The sequence below is a fragment of the Marinobacter lutaoensis genome (assembly GCF_001981305.1).
GTDB lineage: Bacteria > Pseudomonadota > Gammaproteobacteria > Pseudomonadales > Oleiphilaceae > Marinobacter > Marinobacter lutaoensis.
Map to the genome: position 1 here is coordinate 143,152 of NZ_MSCW01000005.1, position 22,353 is coordinate 165,504.

The following is a 22,353-nucleotide window of genomic DNA, read 5'->3' on the forward strand; positions in this document are numbered from 1 at the left end:
TCCGCTTACGGGTGTACGGGGCAGGGGGGGTATAAAAAAGGCCGCTGGGAGCAGCGGCCTTTCGAGGTGCCGGAACGGTGGCTTCCGGGTCTTACTTGACGGGGTAGTCCCGCTTGGTCGGGCCGGTATACAGCTGTCGCGGACGGCCGATCCGGTAGTTGCCGCTGACCATCTCGTTCCAGTGGGAGAACCAGCCGATGGTGCGGGACATGGCAAAGATTACGGTAAACATGGAGGTCGGAATGCCGATTGCCTTCAGAATGATGCCAGAGTAGAAGTCGACGTTCGGGTAGAGCTTGCGCTCGACGAAGTATTCGTCTTCCAGGGCAATCTTTTCCAGGCGCTGAGCGATCTTCAGCAGCGGATCGTTCTCCAGACCCAGCTCCCGCAGGACTTCGTGAGCGGTTTCGCGCATCACCTTGGCGCGCGGGTCGAAGTTCTTGTAGACGCGGTGCCCGAAGCCCATCAGGCGGAACGGGTCGTCCTTGTCCTTGGCCTTCTCGATGTACTTCTCGATGTTCGATTCGTCGCCAATCTCGGCCAGCATGTCCAGCACGGCCTCGTTGGCGCCGCCATGCGCCGGGCCCCACAGGGCCGCAATGCCAGAAGCGATGCAGGCATAAGGGTTGGCGCCGGTGGAGCCGGCCAGGCGCACCGTCGAGGTGGATGCGTTCTGTTCGTGGTCGGCGTGCAGGATGAAGATCTTGTCCATGGCCTTGGCCAGCACCGGATTCGGCTTGTACTCCTCGCACGGCACACCGAACATCATGTGCAGGAAGTTCTCGGAGTAGGACAGGTCATTCCGGGGATACATGAACGGTTGACCGATGCTGTACTTGTAGCACCAGGCCGCGATGGTCGGCATCTTGGCGATCAGGCGATGCGCGGTGATCTGGCGCTGCTTCTCGTCGGTGACGTCCATCTGGTCATGGTAGAACGCGGACAGGGCGCCCACCACGCCGCACATGATGGCCATGGGATGCGCGTCACGGCGGAAGCCGTGAAAGAAGTTGCGCATCTGATCATGCAGCATCGTGTGGTTCTTGATGGTTTCGTGGAAACGCTTGTTCTCTTCCGGAGACGGCAGTTCGCCGTTCAGCAGCAGGTAGCAGACTTCCAGATAGTCGGAGTGTTCCGCAAGCTGCTCGATGGGGTAGCCGCGGTGCAGGAGAACGCCATTGGCACCGTCGATGTAGGTGATGGCTGATTCGCAGGCCGCAGTGGATACAAACCCGGGGTCGTAGGTGAAAACGCCTTCCTGGACGAGGCCTCGTACGTCGATAACGTCAGGGCCGACGGTGCCGGAATAAACCGGAAGCTCAATGGTCTTGTCCCCCACCGAGAGCGTGGCTTTCCTGTCGGTCATGGTGCTCTCCTATTTATCAGCTTTGGCAGCTTGTTTCTGCATGATTTTGATGCGCTAGAAGGCGCGTATTATCGCAAAACTGGCGGCAAAATATAGGGCGTCAGCTTTTTTTGTCAATGGACGCAGTCGGAAAACGATGGAATCCTGCCTCGGTGTCAATCAGTGATATCCCAAATGTCGCGGATTGGCGCCTGAAATTGAATTTGTCAATAAGCCTTATAGCTGCCACAACCCCGCTAAAACCGCGCCCTGGCTGGGGATGGAGGTTTGTAATTGTAGGGGTCTCTCCTTATAATCCCTAGCCCGGAATCGGGGATGCACTCGCGCATGCTTCACAATAGCAAGCTACCTGGATGGCATCCGCCCTCCTGAACCAATCGGTTGTCGGTTTCGTACCGGTGATTCGATCCTTTACATACCAACCATCCGCCGCCGGCCTCCGGCTCCGCGGAACCAAGAGAGAGTGTGAGAGCGCTGTGAATAGCAAACGACCAGTAAATCTCGATCTCGGCAAGTTTCATTTCCCGCTGCCCGCCATTACGTCCATTCTGCATCGTATCAGCGGCATCATCATCTTTGTTGGTGTTGCGTTTCTGCTTTATGGGCTGGAGCTTTCCCTGTCCGGGGAAGAGGGTTTCGCTCGGGTTTCGGAACTGCTGGACAGCTTCCTTGCCAAGCTGATTGTCTGGGGCATCTTGTCTGCTCTGCTGTATCACCTGGTGGCAGGTATCAAGCACCTGCTCATGGACATGGGCATTGGTGAAGATCTGGAGAGTGGTCGCCTTGCCGCGAAGATCACCATTGCGGTTTCCGTCATTCTTATTGTTCTGGCAGGAGTCTGGGTATGGGCATGAACAGCGCGACAAACATTGGCCGTAGCGGTATTCAGGACTGGATCATTCAGCGGGTTTCCGCCTACGTACTGGCTCTCTACACGCTGTTTCTGCTTGGTTTCTGTCTGACCACGGAGGTGGATTACGAAACCTGGTCCGCGCTGTTTGCACAGGGTTGGTTCAAGGTGTTCACCCTGCTGGCGCTGCTGTCCCTGGCTGGCCATGCGTGGGTGGGCCTTTGGACCGTATCCACGGACTACATCAAGGTGGCGATGGCCCGTTTCCTGTTTCAGGCGGCTTTCGCGCTCGTGATCTTCATCTATGTCGTCTGGGGCATTCAGATTCTTTGGGGGCTTTAATCGATGGCTAACATCAAAACCATGTCATTCGACGCGATTGTTATCGGTGGTGGCGGTGCCGGCATGCGAGCCGCCCTGCAGCTGACGCAGTCCGGTATCAATACCGCGTGTATCACGAAAGTATTTCCGACCCGTTCTCACACTGTTTCCGCCCAGGGCGGCATCACCTGCGCCATCGCCAGCGCCGATCCCAACGACGACTGGCGCTGGCACATGTACGACACCGTCAAGGGCTCCGACTACATCGGTGACCAGGACGCCATCGAATACATGTGCTCCGTCGGTCCCCAGGCGGTTTTCGAGCTTGAGCACATGGGGCTGCCGTTCTCCCGTACCGAGCAGGGTCGTATCTATCAGCGTCCGTTCGGCGGTCAATCCAAGGACTATGGCCGGGGTGGTCAGGCGGCCCGTACCTGTGCTGCGGCCGACCGTACTGGTCACGCCCTGCTGCACACCCTGTATCAGGCCAACCTCAAAGGTGGCACCACCTTCCTGAATGAATGGTACGCCGTGGACCTGGTCAAGAATGCCAAGGACCAAGTGGTTGGCGTCGTGGCCATTGAGATCGAGACCGGCGAGGTCTGCTACGTCAAGGCCAAGGCGACCGTGCTCGCCACCGGCGGTGCCGGCCGCATCTATGCGTCCACCACCAACGCCCTGATTAACACCGGTGACGGCGTTGGCATGGTGCTCCGTGCCGGCTTCCCGGTACAGGACATGGAAATGTGGCAGTTCCACCCGACCGGCATCCACGGCGCCGGTGTGCTGGTGACGGAGGGTTGCCGGGGTGAGGGCGGCTACCTGATCAACGCTGAGGGCGAGCGCTTCATGGAGCGTTACGCGCCGAACGCCAAGGATCTGGCCGGTCGCGACGTTGTCGCCCGTGCCATGGTTATGGAAATCCTGGAAGGTCGCGGCTGTGGTCCCAACAAGGATCACGTACTGCTGAAACTGGACCATCTGGGCGAAGAAACCCTGAACCTGCGTCTGCCGGGTATCTGTGAGCTGTCCCGGACGTTTGCCCACGTTGATCCGGTCAAAGAGCCGATTCCGGTGGTTCCGACTTGCCACTACATGATGGGCGGTATTCCCACCAACATTGGCGGTCAGGCGCTGACTCAGGATGAGAACGGCAACGACAAGCCGATTCCTGGCCTGTTTGCCTGCGGCGAAGCAGCCTGTGTTTCCGTGCACGGTGCCAACCGCCTGGGCGGCAACTCGCTGCTGGACCTGGTTGTGTTCGGTCGCGCCGCGGGCCTGCACATCGAAGAGCAGCTGCGTAACGGCTTCGAGGTGGACGGTGCCAGCGATGACGACATCGCTCGCGCCATGGCTCGCCTGGAGCGCCTGAACGCCTCCACCGACGGCGAAGACGTGGCGGAGGTTCGCAAGGATCTGCAGAACTGCATGCAGCTGTATTTCGGTGTGTTCCGGGACGGCGAGAGCATGGAGAAGGGGCTGAAGATGCTCGAGGAGATTGGTGAGCGGGTGCGTCGCACCAAGCTGACCGACAAGAGCAACGCCTTCAACACCGCGCGTATCGAGGCTCTGGAGCTGGATAATTTGTACGAAGTGGCTTACGCCACCGCCAAGTCCGCCATCGAGCGCAAGGAAAGCCGCGGTGCCCATGCCCGCAACGACTACACCGAGCGTGACGATGTCAACTGGCTCAAGCACTCCATGTACTTCCCGCTGGAGAAGCGCGTGGGCAAGCGTGATGTGAACTTTGCGCCGAAGACGGTCGAGAAGTTCGAGCCGAAAGTCCGGACTTACTAAGGGGGGGAGTGAATCATGTTGGTAAGCCTGTACCGTTATAACCCGGAAACTGACAACGCCCCTTACATGCAGGACGTTGAGATCGAGCTGCCGGAAGGCAAGGACCTGATGGTGCTCGACGTGCTGGCCTTGGCCAAGGAAAAGGATCCCACGCTGGCCTACCGTCGGTCCTGCCGCGAGGGTGTGTGCGGCTCCGACGGTATGAACATGAACGGCAAGAACGGCCTGGCCTGCATCACCCCGGTCTCCGAGGTGGTCAAGAACAACAAGTTGGTGCTGCGCCCGCTGCCAGGCCTGCCGGTCATCCGTGACCTGGTGGTCGACATGAGTCTGTTCTACAAGCAGTATGAGAAGGTCATGCCGTACCTGATCAACGACAAGCCGGCGCCGGCCATCGAGCGGCTGCAGTCGCCGGAGGATCGGGAGAAGCTGGACGGCCTGTACGAGTGCATTCTCTGTGCCTGCTGTTCCACCTCCTGTCCGTCGTTCTGGTGGAACCCGGACAAGTTCATTGGTCCGGCCGGCCTGCTCCAGGCATACCGTTTCCTGGCGGACAGCCGGGATACGGCCAAGGCCGAGCGGCTGGCCAATCTGGATGATCCGTTCAGCGTGTTCCGCTGCCGGGGCATCATGAACTGCGTCAGCGTCTGTCCGAAGGGGCTGAACCCGACCCGGGCCATTGGCCACATCCGGAACATGCTGTTGCAAAGGGCTGTCTGATCAGCAAAAACGGATCCAGACGCTATACTGGTCAGGCTAGCACCTTTGAAGGCCTCGCTACATGCGGGGCCTTCAACCAAAGGCTTATAGTCAAAGGTCGTACTCGGATGCACACTACGCAAGCCGTAACAGTGGCTCAACAGGCCGCCGAACGACGTTGCCGAGTATAAAAACCACTGGGGATTGGACAACATCCGTGCCGCGTGTGGTGGTTAAAGTCATGCCGTAATAACCCGTATTGACTGAGTTTTACCCCTAACCGACCATACCGGCTCCCCGCACCAGCCCAAGGTGAGCTATTCAAGATGCACGAAAGCATAATGGAGCAGTTGTGGCAGACTTCCCACCTCCAGGGGGGGAACCTTGCCTACGTTGAACAGCTTTTCGAAACCTACCTGACAGATCCCAACGCCGTTCCCGAAGAGTGGCGAAGCTACTTTGACAAGCTTCCCAGTGTCGATGGCTATCAAGGCCCGGACGTCATTCACTCTTCCATCCGCGAGCAATTCGAGCATATCTCCCGCAACCAGCGTTTCCTGGCCTCCAATGGCGTTCCCGCAAGCGCCACCTCGGATGCGGACAAGAAACAGGTTCGCGTCCTGCAGATGATCAACGCCTACCGTTTTCGTGGTCACCAGGAAGCCAAGCTCGACCCTCTCGGCGTTTGGCAACGTCCCAAAGTTGAAGATCTGGATCCGAAGTTTCACGAGCTGACCGATGCCGATCTCGACCTGGAGTTCCAAACCGGCTCCCTGAACTTCGGCTCCGAGGCCATGAAGCTCTCCGATATCGTCGAGGGGCTGCGTCAGACCTACTGCGAACACATCGGCGCCGAGTATATGCACGTGGTTGACACGCGCATCAAGCGCTGGTTCCAGCAGAGGATGGAACCGGTCCGGTCGCGGCCGGAGTACAGTGCTGAGACCCGCAAGCATATTCTCGAGCGCCTGACGGCCGCCGAAGGGCTGGAAAAGTACCTGGGCTCCCGCTATCCCGGCGTGAAGCGCTTCGGTCTCGAGGGGGGCGAAAGCCTGATCCCATGTCTGGACGAACTGATCCAGCGGGCGGGTTCCTACGGCGCCAAGGAAATTGTGTTGGGCATGGCGCACCGTGGCCGCCTCAACGTGCTGGTGAACACGCTCGGTAAAAACCCGAAGGAACTGTTTGACGAATTCGAGGGCAAGAAGCTGGCTGGTGCCGGCTCCGGCGACGTGAAGTACCACCAGGGCTTCTCCTCCAACGTCATGACGCCCGGTGGCGAGGTTCACCTGGCGATGGCGTTCAACCCGTCTCACCTGGAAATCGTTTCCCCGGTGGTGGAAGGGTCCGTGCGTGCGCGTCAGGACCGTCGCGGCGACAAGGACGGCAGTCAGGTTGTGCCCATCGTCATGCACGGTGACGCTGCCTTCGCCGGCCAGGGCGTGGTGATGGAAACCTTCCAGATGTCTCAGACCCGAGGCTTCGGGGTCGGGGGCACCATCCACATCGTCATCAACAACCAAGTCGGTTTCACCACCAGCCGCCAGGACGATGCCCGCTCCACCGAATACTGCACCGATGTGGCCAAGATGGTTCAGGCCCCGATCCTGCACGTCAATGCGGACGATCCCGAGGCGGTGATGTTCGTCACTCAAATGGCGATGGACTACCGCAACGAATTCAAGCGCGACGTGGTCATCGATCTGGTGTGTTACCGCCGCCGCGGCCACAACGAGGCCGACGAGCCGGCCGCGACCCAGCCGCTGATGTACGAGAAGATCCGTAACCACAAGACCACCCGCGCGCTGTATGCGGAGACGCTGGTTGCGGACGGTGTCATCACCGAGGAAGAAGCCAAGCAGATGGAACTGGACTACCGCGATGCCCTGGACAAGGGCGAACACGTGGTGAAGTCCCTGGTGAAGGAGCCCAATAAGGCGCTCTACGTCGACTGGAGTCCGTACCTCGGTCATGAATGGACCGCGAAGTGCAAGACCAGCGTCGCCCTGAAGACGATTCAGAAACTGGGCAAGAAACTCACGGCGGTGCCCGAGGGCTTTACTCTGCAGCGTCAGGTGGCCAAGATCATCAACGACCGCGAGAAGATGACCGCCGGCGCGCTGGCCCTGAACTGGGGCTATGGCGAGATGATGGCCTACGCGACCCTTCTGAACGAGGGGCACCCGGTCCGGATTACCGGCCAGGACGTGGGTCGCGGCACCTTCTCGCACCGTCACGCCGTGCTGCATAACCAGAAGGACGGGTCCACCCACATCTCCCTGCAACAGCTGTCCGACGATCAGCCGATGTTCGAAATCTACGACTCGCTGCTGTCCGAGGAAGCGGTGATGGCCTTCGAGTACGGCTATGCGACCACCACCCCCAACGCACTGATCGTGTGGGAAGCCCAGTTCGGTGACTTCGCCAACGGTGCCCAGGTGGTGATCGATCAGTTCCTGACCAGCGGCGAGCACAAGTGGGGTCGCCTGTGTGGCCTGACTCTGCTGCTGCCTCACGGCTATGAGGGGCAGGGGCCGGAGCACAGCTCCGCTCGCCTTGAGCGATTCCTGCAACTGTGCGCGGAACACAACATCCAGGTCTGCGTGCCGACCACGCCGTCCCAGGTGTTCCATATGCTTCGCCGTCAGGTCAAGCGGCCGCTGCGTAAGCCGCTGGTGGCCATCACGCCGAAGAGCCTGCTGCGCCATAAGGAAGCGATCTCCAGCCTGGAAGACCTGACCTCCGGTACCTTCCAGACGGTGCTGCCGGAGAAGGAGCCGTCCGATCCGAAGAAAGTCACCCGTCTGATTATGTGCAGCGGCAAGGTCTACTATGACCTGCTGGAGAAGAAAAAGGCGGATGGCCGTGACGATGTCGCCATCGTCCGGATCGAGCAGCTGTATCCGTTCCCGGCCGATGACCTCGATGAACTCCTGAGCCAGTACACCAGACTCAAGACGGTGGTGTGGTGCCAGGAAGAGCCGATGAACCAGGGGGCCTGGTACTGCAGCCAGCATCACATGCGTAACGCGTTGCAGCGCCTGAACCCCAAGCTGTACCTTCAGTATGCCGGTCGTGAAGCTTCCGCTGCCCCTGCGTGTGGACATATGTCGATCCACATTGAGGAGCAGAAGAAACTGGTCAACGACGCGTTTGAAATCTGACGAGCTACCGAACTAAGGATCCGTAATGTCAACAGAGATTAAAGCCCCCGTTTTCCCAGAGTCGGTCGCAGAGGGTACCGTCGCGACCTGGCACAAACAGCCGGGTGAAGCCTGTTCCCGTGACGAGCTGATTGTCGATATCGAAACCGACAAGGTCGTTCTCGAGGTCGTGGCACCGGCGGATGGCGTCATCGAAGAGATCTTCAAGGGCGAAGGCGATACCGTCGAAAGTGGCGAGGTCATCGGCAAGTTCAAGGAAGGGGCGGCTGGCGAGGCGAAGCCGGCCGAAGCTCCGGCGGAAAAGGCGGAAGAGCCCCAGGCCGACGCCGAGGTGGCCTCCGGTGATGTCACCCTGAGCCCGGCGGCCCGCAAGCTGGCCGAGGAAAACAACGTGGATCCGGCCGCGGTTAAGGGCACCGGTAAGGGCGGTCTCGTGACCAAAGAAGACGTGCAGGCCTACATCGACGGCAACAAGGCGGCAGCCCCCGCCAAGGCCGCGCCGGCCAAGGACATGCCGCAGGTGAGCGTTGCTTCCGGCGAGCGTCCCGAAAAGCGGGTGCCGATGACCCGGCTGCGTGCCAGCATCGCCAAACGTCTGGTCGAGGCCCAGCAGAACGCCGCCATGCTGACCACCTTTAACGAGGTCAACATGAAACCGGTGATGGAGCTGCGTAAGCAGTACAAAGAGAGCTTCGAGAAGCGTCACGGTGTCAAGCTGGGCTTCATGTCCTTCTTCGCCAAGGCAGCCACCGAGGCCCTGAAGCGGTTCCCGGCGGTGAATGCCTCCATTGACGGCAACGACATGGTCTACCACGGCTATCAGGACATCGGTGTGGCTGTGTCCACCGACCGTGGCTTGGTGGTACCGGTACTGCGTGATGTTGATGCCCTCGGTCTGGCCGACATCGAGAAGAAGATCATCGAGTACAGCACCAAGGCCCGCGAAGGCAAGCTGAGCATTGAAGACATGACCGGCGGTACCTTCACCATCACCAACGGCGGCATTTTCGGCTCCCTGATCTCCACGCCGATCCTGAACCCGCCGCAAACCGCCATCCTGGGTATGCACAAGATTCAGGAGCGGCCGATGGCCGTCAACGGCAAGGTGGAAATCCTGCCGATGATGTACCTGGCGCTGTCATACGATCACCGTATGATCGACGGCAAGGAAGCGGTCCAGTTCCTGGTCGCCATCAAGGAAATGATCGAAGACCCGGCACGTATTCTGCTGGACGTGTGAACTCACACTTAACGAATCGGAAAACGGGATAAATTATGTCTGACAAGTTTGACGTCATTGTCATTGGTGCCGGCCCCGGCGGGTACGTGGCCGCGATCAAGGCCGCCCAGCTGGGCCTGAAAACCGCGTGTGTCGAGTCCTGGACGTCCAAAGATGGTAAGAGCCAGGTGCTGGGGGGTACCTGCCTGAACGTGGGCTGCATTCCGTCCAAGGCGCTGCTGGAAATCTCCCACAAGTACGAGGAGGCCAGCCACGACTACGAGATGCAGGGCATCCTGGTCAAGGACGTGCAGATCGATGTGGCCAAGATGATGGAGCGCAAGGCCGGTATCGTGAAGCAACTGACCGGTGGCATCGCCAGCCTGTTCAAGGCCAATGGCGTGACCTCCATCCACGGTCACGGCAAGCTGCTGGCCGGCCGCAAGGTGGAAGTGACCGACGCGGACGGCAACACCAAGGTTTACGAAGCGGACAATGTGATTCTGGCCACCGGCTCCAAGCCGATCGAGATTCCGCCCGCGCCGTTCGACGGTGAGTACATCGTCGATTCCGAAGGGGCTCTGGAATTTACCGAAGTGCCCAAGCGTCTGGGGATCATCGGTGCCGGCGTCATCGGTCTGGAGTTGGGCAGCGTGTGGGCCCGCCTGGGGGCCGAGGTGACCATTCTGGAAGCTCAGGACACCTTCCTGCCGGCCGTGGACCAGCAGGTGGCCAAGGAAGCGCTGAAGCACTTCAAGAAACAGGGCCTGAACATTGTTCTGGGTGCGCGCATGACCGGTGCCGAGGTCAAGCGCAAGCTGGTCAACGTGACCTACGAAGATGGTAAGGGCAAGCAGGAGGCCAAGTTCGACAAGCTGATCGTCGCGGTTGGCCGCCGTCCGTTCACCGACAACCTGCTGTCCGAGGACTCCGGGGTCCAGATCGACGAGCGCGGTTTCATCTTCGTCGACGACAACTGCAAGACCGAGGCGCCGGGCGTCTGGGCTATCGGTGACGTGGTCCGTGGCCCGATGCTGGCGCACAAGGCGTCCGAAGAGGGCGTCATGGTGGCCGAGCGGATCGCCGGTCACAAGCCTCAGGTCAACTACGACTGCATCCCCAGCGTGATCTACACCGCGCCGGAAGTGGCCTGGGTCGGCAAGACCGAGGAGCAGCTGAAGGCGGAAGGGGAAGAGTACAACGTTGGTACCTTCCCGTTCGCCGCGAACGGCCGCGCGATGGCGGCCAATGCCGCGGTCGGCATGGTCAAGATCATTGCCGACGCCAAGACCGATCGCGTGCTTGGCTTCCACGTGGTGGGCCCGCAGGCCTCCGAGATCGTGGCCCAGGGCGTGATTGCCATGGAGTTCGGTTCCAGCGCCGAAGACCTGGCCCTGACCTGTTTCGCACACCCGACTCTGTCCGAGTCGGTGCACGAAGCGGCTCTGGCCGTTGCCGGCGGTGCGATTCACGTCGCCAACCGTCGCAAGAAAAAGTAACGCAAACGAATTTACTAGCGGGACAACTACTATGAATTTGCACGAATATCAGGGCAAGCAGCTGTTCGCCGAATACGGTCTGCCTGTGTCCAAAGGCATTGCCTGCGATACTCCCGAGGAAGCCATGGCTGCCGCCGATCAGATCGGCGGTGATGGCTGGGTTGTCAAGGCCCAGGTTCACGCCGGTGGCCGCGGCAAGGCCGGTGGCGTGAAACTGGTCAAGAGCAAGGAAGAAATCCGCGAGTTCGCCGAGAAGTGGCTGGGCAAGAACCTGGTCACCTACCAGACTGACGAAAAAGGTCAGCCGGTCAGCAAGATCCTGGTCGAGTCCCTGACCGACATCGAGAAGGAGCTGTACCTGGGCGCGGTCGTGGACCGTGGTTCCCGCCGGATTGTGTTCATGGCCTCCACCGAAGGTGGTGTTGAAATCGAGAAAGTGGCCGAGGAAACGCCGGAAAAAATCCTGAAGGCCGAGATCGACCCGCTGGTGGGCGCGCAGCCGTACCAGGGCCGTGAGCTGGCATTCAAACTGGGCCTGGAAGGCAAGCAGATCGGTCAGTTCACCAAGATTTTCCTGGGCCTGGCCAAGCTGTTCGAGGACTATGACCTGTCCCTGCTGGAAATCAACCCGCTGGTGATCACCCCGGCCGGTGACCTGCACTGCCTGGATGCCAAGGTGAACGTGGACGGCAACGCCCTGTATCGCCAGAAGAAAATCCAGGAAATGCACGACCCCTCCCAGGAAGATCCCCGGGAAGCCGAAGCCGCCAAGTGGGAGCTCAACTACGTGGCCCTGGACGGCAACATCGGCTGCATGGTCAACGGTGCTGGCCTGGCCATGGGCACCATGGACATCATCAAGCTGCACGGCGGCCAGCCGGCCAACTTCCTGGACGTGGGCGGCGGCGCGACCAAGGAGCGTGTCTCCGAAGCGTTCAAAATCATCCTGTCCGACGACAACGTTAAGGCCGTTCTGGTCAACATCTTCGGCGGTATCGTGCGCTGTGACATGATCGCCGAGGGCATCATTGGCGCGGTGAAGGAAGTGGGCGTCAACGTTCCTGTGGTGGTGCGTCTGGAAGGCAACAACGCTGAACTGGGCGCCAAGGTCCTGGCCGACAGTGGCCTGAACATCATTGCCGCCACCAGCCTGGTGGATGCCGCAGAGCAAGTCGTCAAAGCCGCAGGGGGTAAGTAATGAGCATCCTGATCAACAAAGACACCAAGGTAATCTGCCAGGGCTTTACCGGCTCCCAGGGCACGTTCCACTCCGAGCAGGCGATCGCCTATGGCACCCAGATGGTGGGTGGTGTCAGCCCCGGTAAGGGGGGGACCGAGCACCTGGGTCTGCCGGTGTTCAACACCGTGCGTGAGGCCGTCGAAAAGACCGGCGCCGACGCCAGCGTGATCTACGTTCCGGCTCCGTTCTGTAAGGATGCCATCATTGAGGCGGCGGATGCCGGCATCAAGCTGATCGTCTGTATCACCGAGGGCATTCCGACCATCGACATGCTGTACGCGAAGGAGTACGTCGATCGCAAGGGCGTCCGGATGATTGGTCCGAACTGTCCGGGTGTGATCACGCCGGAGGAATGCAAGATCGGTATCATGCCGGGCCACATCCACAAGAAGGGCAAGGTGGGCATTGTGTCCCGCTCCGGTACCCTGACCTATGAGGCGGTCAAGCAGACCACCGACTTTGGCTTTGGCCAGTCCACCTGCGTGGGCATCGGTGGCGACCCGATCCCGGGTTCCAACTTCATCGACATTCTGAAGCTGTTCCAGGAAGATCCGGAGACCGAAGCCATCGTGATGATCGGTGAAATCGGTGGTACCGCTGAAGAAGAGGCCGCGGCCTTCATCAAGGAGAACGTGACCAAACCGGTGGTGTCCTACATCGCGGGCGTGACCGCACCTCCGGGCAAGCGGATGGGCCACGCCGGCGCCATCATCGCCGGTGGTAAGGGCACTGCGGACGAGAAGTTCGCTGCGCTTGAAGACGCCGGTGTCAAGACCGTGCGCAGCCTGGCCGAAATCGGCAAGGCACTGAAGGAAGTGACAGGCTGGTAATCGGCCCGCTGTCCGGCAAAACCCTCGGCATCGCTGGTGCCGGGGGTTTTTGTTTTTTGGCCGGTCGCCTTAACGGCGCATCGGGATCGGACTATAATGCCCGGTCAGCTTTGTTTTAAGGCGTGTTTCATTCGCAATATAAGGAGTTCGTACTTTGAGTTCTGTCGATTCCCAGCAGCGCGTATTGTCGGGCATGCGGCCGACCGGAAAGCTCCATCTGGGTCACTACCATGGAGTGCTGAAGAACTGGGTCAAGCTCCAGCACGAGTATGAGTGCTTCTTCTTTGTTGCGGACTGGCACGCCCTGACCACCCAGTACGACGACCCTTCCGGTATCGAACAGAGCGTCTGGGACATGGTGATCGACTGGCTCGCGGCCGGCGTCAATCCGGGCTCCTCCACCCTGTTCATCCAGTCCCAGGTACCTGAGCATGCGGAACTGCATCTGCTGTTGTCGATGATCACCCCCCTGGGTTGGCTGGAGCGGATTCCCACCTATAAGGACCAGCAGGAGAAGCTGCGGGAGAAAGATCTGGCGACCTACGGTTTTCTGGGCTACCCGTTGCTCCAGACCGCCGATATCCTGATCTATCGCGCGGGTAAGGTGCCGGTGGGTGCGGACCAAGTGTCCCACGTTGAAATCACCCGCGAGATCGCCCGTCGCTTCAACCACCTTTATGGCCGCGAACCGGGATTCGAGGAGCAGGCGGAGGCCGCCATCGTGAAGATGGGCAAGAAGAACGCCAAGCTGTATCGCACCCTGAAAAAACGGTATCAGGAGGAAGGCGATCTGGAGGCGCTGGAAACGGCGCGGGCCCTGCTCAAAGAGCAGCAGAACATTTCCCTGGGCGACCGGGAGCGGCTGTACGGTTACATCGAAGGCGGTGGCAAGGTCATCCTGCCCGAGCCTCAGCCGCTGCTGACGCCGGAGTCCAAGATGCCGGGTCTGGACGGTCAGAAGATGTCCAAGTCCTACAACAACACCATCGGTCTGAGAGAAGAGCCGGACAGCGTGGCGCAAAAAATCCGCACCATGCAAACCGACCCCCAGCGGGTCCGCCGGACCGACCCCGGCGAGCCGGACAAATGCCCGGTCTGGGGCCTGCACCGGATCTACTCCGATGCCGATACTCAGGAGTGGGTACAAACCGGCTGCCGCAGCGCCGGCATCGGTTGCCTGGACTGCAAGAAGCCGCTGATCGATGCCATCGTCGAGGAGCAACGCCCGTTGCACGAACGGGCTCGGGAGTACGAGAACAATCCGGATCTGGTGCATTCCATCCTGCAGGAAGGTTGCGAGCAGGCCCGGGACGCCGCCCGCGACACCCTGGAAGAGGTCCGGGCCGCGATGGGGCTGAGCTACCGCTGACTGCCTGAATCCGGCCTGGGGACCCAGGCCGGCGTGTTCCCCGGGGGAAGGCCATGACGGACGACAACCAGATCACCACGGAAACGGAATCGGTCCCGGCGCAGGCAGCGCCGATCGCGGTGGTCTCCGGCAAGCCGGTTCTGGACCTTCCCAAGGATCTCTATATTCCGCCGGATGCCCTGGCGGTATTTCTGGAGGCGTTCGAAGGCCCGCTGGACCTGCTGCTGTATCTGATCCGGCGCCACAATATGGACATCCTGGATATCGACGTTTCCGAGATCACCCGCCAGTACATGGATTACATCAGCGCGGTGGAGTCCATGCGCTTCGAGCTGGCGGCGGAGTACCTGGTAATGGCCGCCACCCTCGCGGAAATCAAATCCAGGATGCTGCTGCCGCGCCAGGACAGCGAGGACGAGGACGAGATCGATCCCCGGGCTGAGCTGATCCGCCGCCTCCAGCAGTACGAACGTTTCAAGAAAGCGGCGGAGGACATGGACACACTGCCCCGCATGGAGCGGGACACCTTTGCCGCCTCTGCCGCCTTGCCCAGGTTGCCCTCGAGCCAGCCGCACCCGGACGTGGATCTGCGGGAGCTGTTGCTGGCCCTGCAGGGGGTTCTGCGCCGGGCGGACCTGTTCACCAGCCACCAAGTAGAGCGGGAGGTGCTGTCCACCCGCGAGCGGATGTCCCATATCCTGGCGGCTCTGCAGGACGACCGGTTTGTGTCCTTCGAACGCCTGTTTTCACCGGAGGAGGGGCGGCTGGGCGTGGTGGTCACGTTTCTGGCCACACTGGAGCTGGTGAAGGAACAGCTTATTGAAATCGTCCAGGCGGAGACGTTCGGCCCCATCCATGTCCGGGCCCGGGCGGCCAATTGAACAGCCGGGAAAGCGTGTGAAGGTCAGAGTCGAGTCATGAACGAAGAGCAACTGTCGCGGATTCAGGCAATTGCGGAAGCGGCCTTGCTTGCCGCGGGCAAGCCGCTGTCGCTGGAACAGTTACGGGAATTGTTTGCCGAGGAGGAGCGCCCGTCCCGCCAGGCCATGGAACACGCCATGGTCCGGCTCGAAGCGGCCTGTGAAGGGCGGGGGTTTGAACTGAAACAGGTGGCCAGCGGATACCGGCTTCAGGTTCGCGAGGAATTCGCGCCTTGGGTGGCCCGGCTGTTCGAGGAGAAACCGCAGCGTTATTCCCGGGCCCTGCTGGAAACCCTGGCGCTCATTGCCTATCGCCAGCCCATTACCCGGGGCGAGATCGAGGAGATTCGGGGGGTTACGGTAAGCAGCAATATCATCCGAACCCTGCTTGAGCGAGAGTGGGTGCGCGTGGTCGGGCACCGGGACGTTCCAGGCCGTCCCGCCATGTACGCGACCACTCGTCAGTTCCTGGACTATTTCAACCTGACCAGCCTGGACCAGTTGCCGCCGCTGTCGGACATCCGGGACCTCGAGGAAATCGGTCGGGAGATCGAGCAGAACATGCAGGGCGAGATCGAGCTCGACACCCCGGAAGCGACCTCCTCGGATCCGACGCTTCACTGACGTTTCAAGCCTGTTTACACCAAGGATTCATATCATGGCACCAAAGCAACGACGCCAGCGGCCGGTCATGTCACCGGCCGGCGCCTCCCAGGACGCTCCGGAACGTGTCCAGAAACTGCTGGCTCGCGCCGGGGTTGGCTCCCGGCGGGAAATTGAAGGCTGGATGACGGAAGGGCGCCTGACGGTCAACGGAGAACCGGCCGTGCCGGGTCAGAAAGCCACGGTCCAGGACCGTTTCGAACTGGATGGCCGGCGCCTGGAGGTTTCCGGCGCCAGCCAGCCGGTACGGCGGGTCCTGATGTACAACAAGCCGGAAGGCGAGGTCACGACCCGCAAGGACCCCGAAGGCCGGCCAACGGTCTTCGACCGGCTGCCGCGGCTCCGGGAACACCGTTGGGTGTCCATCGGCCGGCTCGACATTAACACCACCGGCCTGGTCCTGTTTACCACCGATGGCGAGCTGGCCAACCGCCTCATGCACCCCTCGAATCAGGTGGATCGTGAGTATGCCGTTCGGGTGTTCGGTGAGGTCGACGAGGCCATGATCCAGCGTCTGCTGGAGGGCGTCCTGCTGGAGGACGGTGTGGCCCGGTTTACCGATATCACGCCGGCCGGGGGCACCGGTCACAACCAATGGTTCCACGTCACCCTGCTGGAGGGGCGTAACCGGGAGGTGCGTCGGCTGTGGGAATCCCAGGGGGTGAAGGTGAGTCGCCTGAAGCGGGTGCGCTACGGGCCGGTGATCCTGCCCAGCCGGCTGAAGATGGGGCAGTGGGAAGAACTGGATCAGAAAGCCGTGGATGCCCTCAGTCGTGCGGTCGGCCTGACGCCGGTGCCGATCCCGCCAAAGACCCCGGGAGAGAAGGCGGCGCAGGAGCGCCGACGCCGTAAACAGCCGGGCCGGCCAGTGCGCAGGTCTGGAGTGGAACGCTGGCAGGTGGACGACAGCCGCCCCGCCGGAACCCAGCGACCGCCGCGTCGGCGCCCAGGAGGGCGGGACTAGTTCAGCCGATGGCGGGGAACACCCGGGTCTGGTTTCTGCCCGCCTGTTTCGCCCGATACAGGGCTTCGTCCGCCCGGGCCAGCCATTGCTCCGGGCCTTCGCCGGCCAGATGGGTGGCGACGCCGCAACTGGCGGTGATGCGCAGAGGGGCTCCGACGAGCCGGTCCAGGGCCAGGCTGGCCAGGGCGAGCCGGATCCGCTCAGCAGCCTCCCGGGCGTGGGGCGCGTCCGTGTGGGGCAGCAACACGGCGAATTCCTCGCCGCCAAACCGGTAAACCCGGTCGGAATTGCGCAGGGTCCGGGTCAGGCCGTCAGCGCTCATGCGCAGGACCTGGTCGCCAATCAGGTGGCCGTGGGTATCGTTGACCGCCTTGAAGTGATCCAGGTCTACAAGGATCAGGGAATGGCTCTCGTTGTGGCGATCGGCCAGGTGGCAGATTCGGCCCAGATCCTCGTCCAGCGCCCGACGGTTGGGAACGCCGGTGAGGGTGTCGGTGAGGGCCATCTGCTCCAGGGCGATGAACCTGCAGGCGTTCCGGATCGGGCAGATCGCTGCTCCGATGAACACTTCGATGGCTTCCAGCTCCTCTTCCGAAAACCGGGTTCTCCGGTGCAGCTCCAGGTAGCCGTACAGCTCACCCTCCAGGTTCAAACGATACTCCGCCCGGTGCGGGCCACCCATGCCGGTCCTGAAGACAAATTCCTGACGGGCGATGGTATGGCGGTACATCATGGCTTCGAAAGGTACGATGTCCGCCATTTCCTCGGCCAGCACGCCGAGCTGGTCCTCCAGGGACAGGGTGGTGGCTAGGCGTCGCGCCAGACGGATCAGGACATCGGGGCTGTTGTTCCATTCCTGCCAGGCCTGTTTCAGGGCGGCGAGCTTTTGCGGCTGGTTGCCCGGCCTGGTCATGGACGAGATATGTTTCACAGCGGTCTTCTCTGTCGCGGCATAGGTTTGGGCGATAGAAAGCAGACATCATGCCTAAAATATTTTTTTCTTTTTTATCAATAAAATATAAAAATATATTTAAGTGTTTTGTAGAATTTTTCGGCGAATGACGGGCGGGGGCCGTCAAAAAACCGGCAGGAATTTGCCGGGCGTGGTTCCAGGGGGCGAGAACCCCGTGGGCAGGGGTGGGGCCGCGCCCGGGCTGTGGTAAACTGCTGCGCCTGAGTGTGTCATGTCAATGGATGGAGAGCGGCGGGTCTATGAGGTTTCAGGCTCCGGAAAGTTTATCGGAACAGATTGCCCAGCACTTGGGGCAGCGAATCGTGGTTCGTGACCTCAAGCCGGGTGAGCGCATCCAGGAGCTGAAGGTGGCCGGTGAGCTCAACGTCAGCCGTGGATCGGTTCGGGAGGCGCTGCTGATTCTGGAACGCCGGCACCTGATTCAGATCTACCCCCGGCGCGGGGCGGTGGTGTCGGCCTTGACCGTGGACAGTGTCAACAACCTCTACGACATCTACATCGACTTGCTGTGTATGCTGGGCCGAAAGGTACTGGAGCGCTGGTCCGGAGATGCCCTGGGCGGTGTCATGGGGCAGGTCAGGGAACTGCAGGCGGTGATCGACGCGCTCAACTCGGACAGTCCGGACGCCGCGGAACAGGTGATCGAGGCCGGCTTCGGCGTGATGCGCTACGCCTACCGTCTGGTGGAAAATCCCTATCTTGAGGAAACCCTGGAAAACTTCCGTCCAGCCATCAGCCGGACTTACTTCGTGGCCCTGGAACATTTTCGCGAGGAAATCGATGAAACCGCACGCTTCTTTCGCCAACTGGCCGAGGCCGCGGTCGACGGAGACGCCGGGCGTCTGCAGGCGGTGATCCAGGCATTCGGCGAACATCAGCGCCGTCTGGTGCTGAGCATCCTGCAGCGGGAGAATGTCTGACATGCGCCTGAAATCCATCAAGCTGGCGGGTTTCAAGTCATTCGTGGACCCCACCACGGTGCCATTCCCATCGAACATGACCGCGGTCGTTGGCCCCAACGGCTGCGGCAAGTCCAACATCATCGACGCGGTGCGCTGGGTCATGGGAGAAAGCTCCGCCAAGTACCTACGGGGCGAATCCATGACCGATGTCATCTTCAACGGCTCCAGTGCCCGTAAGCCGGTGGGCCAGGCCTCCATCGAGCTGGTGTTCGACAACAGCGACGGTTCCGCGCCGGGGGAGTTTGCTCGTTTCAGTGAAATATCCGTGCGCCGGCGCGTGTCCCGTGATGGCCAGTCCGAATACTTTCTCAATGGCTCCAAGTGCCGCCGTCGGGACATTACCGATCTGTTTCTGGGTACCGGTCTCGGCCCGCGCAGCTACGCCATCATTGAGCAGGGCATGATTTCCCGGCTGATCGAGGCCAAGCCGGAGGAACTCCGGGTGTACATCGAGGAGGCGGCGGGGATCTCCCGGTACAAAGAGCGTCGCCGGGAAACCGAGAACCGCATCCGCCGGACCCAGGAAAACCTGGAACGACTGACCGACCTCCGGGACGAGCTGTCGCGTCAGCTCCAGCATCTGGAGCGTCAGGCTGCCGCGGCGGAGAAGTACAAGGCATACCGCCAGGAAGAGCGGCAGAAAAAGGCGGAACTGACGGTGCTCCGGTGGCAGGCACTGGACAACGACCTCCAGACCTGGCGGGGCAGGATCCGTGAAACCGAACTGGAACTGGAAAAACGGCTGACCGAAAGGGTCAGCCTTGAGACCGCCCTGGAATCCCTGCGGGAGGACCACCAGGAGCGGACCGAGCGTTTCAACCGGGCGCAGGCAAAATATTATGAGGCCGGTGCCGACATTGCCCGCATCGAGCAGAGCCTTGAACACCAGCGTGAGCGCAGCCGCCAGACCGCCGTGGAGCTGGACCAAGCCCTGGCGAATCAGCGGGAGCTGATGCGAGAGCTGGAGCAGGACCAAGCCCGGCTTGCCGAGATTGAGGAGGAGCTGGCGGCCCTGGAACCGGAGCAGGAAGCCCTGGCGCTCCGGGCCGAAGCATCGGGCGAGACGCTGCAACAGGCGGAAGACGCCATGACCGAGTGGCAGCATACCTGGGAGGATTTTAACGCCCGTTCCTCGGACGCACGCCGCCAGGCCGAGTTGGCGCAGTCTCGCATCCGCTCCCTGGAAGACACCATCGAACAGCTGCGGCAGCGGCAACGCAAGCTGGAAGACGAGCGGGCCCTGCTGGAAGGGCAGGTGGACCGTGCGGAGCTGGAAACCCTGCTGGCGCAGCAGGAAACCCTCGAAATGCAAAGGGACGAGGCCTACGAGCGGATCGCCGAGGTGCAGGACGCACTGTATGACGCCCGGCAGCAACAGAAAGACGCCGAGCAGGTGCTGGCGGATGCCCGGCAGCGGGTGCAGAGTCTGCGCGCGGCCCTGGAATCCCAGCAGTCACTGCTTGATGAACAGCTCGGCAGTCAGGACGACGCGCTGAGAACCTGGCTCGAGAGCCACGGGCTGGCGGATGCGCCGCGGGTCGCGGCCTGCCTGCGGATTGAGGATGGCTGGGAGTTCGCGGTTGAACAGGTGATCGGACGTTTCAGCCGGGGCCTGGTACTGCCCTCGGTATCCGGGCTGGGCGAAGGCCTGGCCTCAGCACCCCGGGGCTTGGCCCTCGTGGCTGAGGCCGGTGAGGTGGCCGTGGCCGGAGGGCTGGCCGGCAAGGTTTCCGGAGTTCCCGCACTGACGCCCCTGCTGGCCGGCATCGATGTGGCCGACACCCTGGATCAGGCCCTGGCCGTGCGGGACGGATTGCTCCCTGGCCAGAGTCTGGTCACCCGGGACGGCGCCTGGGTGTCCAGGGACTGGGTACTGATGCCGGATTCCGACCAGGGACAGGTGGGGATCATCGAGCGCCAGAAGAAGGTGGCGCTGTTGAGTGAGCAGCTGGCGCAAGCCGAGGCGGTCCTGGCCGAGGCCGACGAGCGTCTGGAGCGGTCGCGGGCCCGCGCCGAGCGGGCGGAAGCCAGCCGCGAGGACGCCCAGGGACGCCTGACGGAGGCCGAACGCCAGTTGAGTGGCCTGGGCTCCCGGATCAGTGCCCTGAAGGCCCGAGCTGAGCAGATCGATGCCCGCCTGCAGCGCATCGGCGAGGAGCTGGCCGACCTGTCCGAACACCTGGATGAACACCGAGACAATCTGCAGATCGCCCGGGAGGAATGGCATCAGGCCCTGGCCTCCACCGAGGATCACGACGAGGAGCGGGAGCGGCTGCTGGAACAGCGCGACCAACTGAGGGAAAACCTGGACCGGCTGCGCCAGGATGCCCGTCATGACCGGGACCGGGCGCATCAGCTCCAACTCCAGCTGCAGACCCTGAACAGCCAGCGGGACGCGCTTCGGCAAACCCTGGACCGCACGCAGCTCCAGAAAGAACGGCTCGAGGAGCGGCTGGAGATGTTGCGGGAAGTCCGTGAGTCGGTGGAAGAGCCGATCGAGGAACTGCAGATGCAGCTGGAGGGTTTGCTGGAACGGCGGCTGGCAGAAGAGGAAAAGCTGGCCGCCGCGCGGGACGCCCTTGAGGACATCGACCGCCAGGTCCGGGAGCGGGAGCAGTCCCGCAGCCGCATCGAGCATGAGATTCAGGACGTCCGGGCGGGCCTGGAGAAACTGAAAATGGAGTCCCAGGCGCTGGAGATCCGGGCAGCCAATCATCTAGAGCAGCTCCAGGAAATGGACATCAGGCTTCACGACGTGCTCGAACACCTGCCCGAGGACGCGGATGAAAAGGTCTGGGCGGAAGAGCTGGAGCGGATCGGCAACCGCATCCAGCGCCTGGGCGCCATCAATCTGGCGGCGATCGAGGAATACCAGGTCCAGAGCGAGCGCAAGACCTACCTGGACAGCCAGCACGAAGATCTGATGGAGGCGCTGGAAACCCTGGACAACGCCATCCGCAAGATCGACCGGGAAACGCGCCAGCGCTTCAAGGAAACGTTCGATCAAGTGAACCAAGGGCTGCAGAGTCTGTTTCCCAAGGTGTTCGGGGGTGGCCACGCCTATCTTGAACTGACCGGTGACGACCTGCTGGAGACCGGCGTCGCCATCATGGCCCGGCCGCCCGGCAAGAAAAACAGCACCATTCACCTGCTGTCCGGCGGTGAGAAGGCGCTGACCGCCATCGCCCTGGTGTTTTCCATCTTCCAGCTCAATCCAGCGCCGTTTTGTATGCTGGATGAAGTGGATGCACCGCTGGACGACGCCAACGTCGGGCGTTACGCCACCATGGTCAAGGAAATGTCAAAGCAGGTGCAGTTCATCTACATCACCCACAACAAAATCGCCATGGAAATGGCCGACCAGCTCATGGGGGTGACCATGCACGAGCCCGGCTGTTCCCGGCTGGTCTCGGTGGATGTGGAAGAGGCCGCCGCGCTGGCGGAATCGTGAGTGGCGCGGCAAGCATGACAAAAAGGCCATCTGGCGCCCCTCTTCGTTGTATTCATTACAGGCTTT

Annotated in this window: 17 protein-coding genes; 15 read left to right on the top strand and 2 right to left on the bottom strand. The window is 61.5% G+C overall.

Annotated elements, in window-relative coordinates; all coding sequences use genetic code 11:
- Positions 1 to 91 precede the first annotated feature (91 nt).
- Positions 92 to 1,366, bottom strand: a complete 1,275-nt coding sequence (gltA, locus tag BTO32_RS06900) for a citrate synthase (protein ID WP_076723894.1) — start codon at positions 1,364 to 1,366, stop codon at positions 92 to 94.
- Positions 1,367 to 1,842: 476 nt separating this feature from the next.
- On the opposite strand from gltA, the gene sdhC reads away from it, so the two are divergent.
- The 13 genes from sdhC (at position 1,843) to rluB (ending at position 16,901) form a co-directional block, all read left to right on the top strand.
- Positions 1,843 to 2,220, top strand: coding sequence for a succinate dehydrogenase, cytochrome b556 subunit (sdhC, locus tag BTO32_RS06905; protein WP_076723895.1), 378 nt, complete (start codon positions 1,843 to 1,845; stop codon positions 2,218 to 2,220).
- Positions 2,217 to 2,558, top strand: coding sequence for a succinate dehydrogenase, hydrophobic membrane anchor protein (sdhD, locus tag BTO32_RS06910; RefSeq protein ID WP_084206809.1), 342 nt, complete (start codon positions 2,217 to 2,219; stop codon positions 2,556 to 2,558). Before sdhC ends, sdhD begins: the two co-directional genes overlap by 4 nt.
- Positions 2,559 to 2,561: 3 nt before the next feature.
- The gene (sdhA, locus tag BTO32_RS06915) at positions 2,562 to 4,334 is read left to right on the top strand and encodes a succinate dehydrogenase flavoprotein subunit (RefSeq protein WP_076723897.1); all 1,773 of its coding nucleotides are present in this window, start codon (positions 2,562 to 2,564) and stop codon (positions 4,332 to 4,334) included.
- Between the two features lie 15 nt (positions 4,335 to 4,349).
- Positions 4,350 to 5,054 (top strand): succinate dehydrogenase iron-sulfur subunit, encoded by a 705-nt coding sequence (locus tag BTO32_RS06920; protein WP_076723898.1) that lies wholly within the window; start codon positions 4,350 to 4,352, stop codon positions 5,052 to 5,054.
- 305 nt (positions 5,055 to 5,359) lie between these two features.
- Positions 5,360 to 8,197, top strand: coding sequence for a 2-oxoglutarate dehydrogenase E1 component (locus BTO32_RS06925; RefSeq protein WP_076723899.1), 2,838 nt, complete (start codon positions 5,360 to 5,362; stop codon positions 8,195 to 8,197).
- Between the two features lie 25 nt (positions 8,198 to 8,222).
- On the top strand, positions 8,223 to 9,437 hold the full coding sequence (gene odhB / locus BTO32_RS06930) for a 2-oxoglutarate dehydrogenase complex dihydrolipoyllysine-residue succinyltransferase (RefSeq protein WP_076723900.1): 1,215 nt from the start codon (positions 8,223 to 8,225) through the stop codon (positions 9,435 to 9,437).
- A gap of 35 nt (positions 9,438 to 9,472) precedes the next feature.
- The gene (lpdA, locus tag BTO32_RS06935; protein ID WP_076723901.1) at positions 9,473 to 10,915 is read left to right on the top strand and encodes a dihydrolipoyl dehydrogenase; all 1,443 of its coding nucleotides are present in this window, start codon (positions 9,473 to 9,475) and stop codon (positions 10,913 to 10,915) included.
- A 31-nt stretch (positions 10,916 to 10,946) separates the two neighbouring features.
- Positions 10,947 to 12,113: an ADP-forming succinate--CoA ligase subunit beta gene (gene sucC / locus BTO32_RS06940; protein ID WP_076723902.1), complete on the top strand. Its 1,167-nt coding sequence runs from the start codon at positions 10,947 to 10,949 to the stop codon at positions 12,111 to 12,113.
- Entirely contained in the window at positions 12,113 to 12,985 is an 873-nt protein-coding gene (gene sucD / locus BTO32_RS06945) for a succinate--CoA ligase subunit alpha (RefSeq protein ID WP_076723903.1), read from the top strand. Before sucC ends, sucD begins: the two co-directional genes overlap by 1 nt.
- 154 nt (positions 12,986 to 13,139) lie before the next feature.
- Complete coding sequence (locus tag BTO32_RS06950; protein WP_076723904.1) at positions 13,140 to 14,354, top strand: tryptophan--tRNA ligase; 1,215 nt, start codon at positions 13,140 to 13,142, stop codon at positions 14,352 to 14,354.
- Between the two features lie 53 nt (positions 14,355 to 14,407).
- A complete protein-coding gene (locus tag BTO32_RS06955; RefSeq protein WP_076723905.1) occupies positions 14,408 to 15,235 on the top strand; it encodes a segregation and condensation protein A in 828 nt (275 codons plus the stop codon).
- A 36-nt stretch (positions 15,236 to 15,271) separates the two neighbouring features.
- Positions 15,272 to 15,898, top strand: coding sequence for an SMC-Scp complex subunit ScpB (scpB, locus tag BTO32_RS06960; protein WP_076723906.1), 627 nt, complete (start codon positions 15,272 to 15,274; stop codon positions 15,896 to 15,898).
- 67 nt (positions 15,899 to 15,965) lie between these two features.
- Entirely contained in the window at positions 15,966 to 16,901 is a 936-nt protein-coding gene (gene rluB / locus BTO32_RS06965; protein ID WP_245820302.1) for a 23S rRNA pseudouridine(2605) synthase RluB, read from the top strand.
- Between the two features lies 1 nt (position 16,902).
- Here the strand turns inward: rluB and BTO32_RS06970 are convergent, their stop codons facing one another.
- Positions 16,903 to 17,832, bottom strand: a complete 930-nt coding sequence (locus BTO32_RS06970) for a GGDEF domain-containing protein (protein ID WP_076723908.1) — start codon at positions 17,830 to 17,832, stop codon at positions 16,903 to 16,905.
- 281 nt (positions 17,833 to 18,113) lie between these two features.
- On the opposite strand from BTO32_RS06970, the gene BTO32_RS06975 reads away from it, so the two are divergent.
- Positions 18,114 to 18,794, top strand: coding sequence for a GntR family transcriptional regulator (locus BTO32_RS06975; RefSeq protein ID WP_076723909.1), 681 nt, complete (start codon positions 18,114 to 18,116; stop codon positions 18,792 to 18,794).
- A 1-nt stretch (position 18,795) separates the two neighbouring features.
- Positions 18,796 to 22,287: a chromosome segregation protein SMC gene (gene smc / locus BTO32_RS06980; protein WP_076723910.1), complete on the top strand. Its 3,492-nt coding sequence runs from the start codon at positions 18,796 to 18,798 to the stop codon at positions 22,285 to 22,287.
- The last annotated feature ends 66 nt before the right edge of the window (positions 22,288 to 22,353 follow it).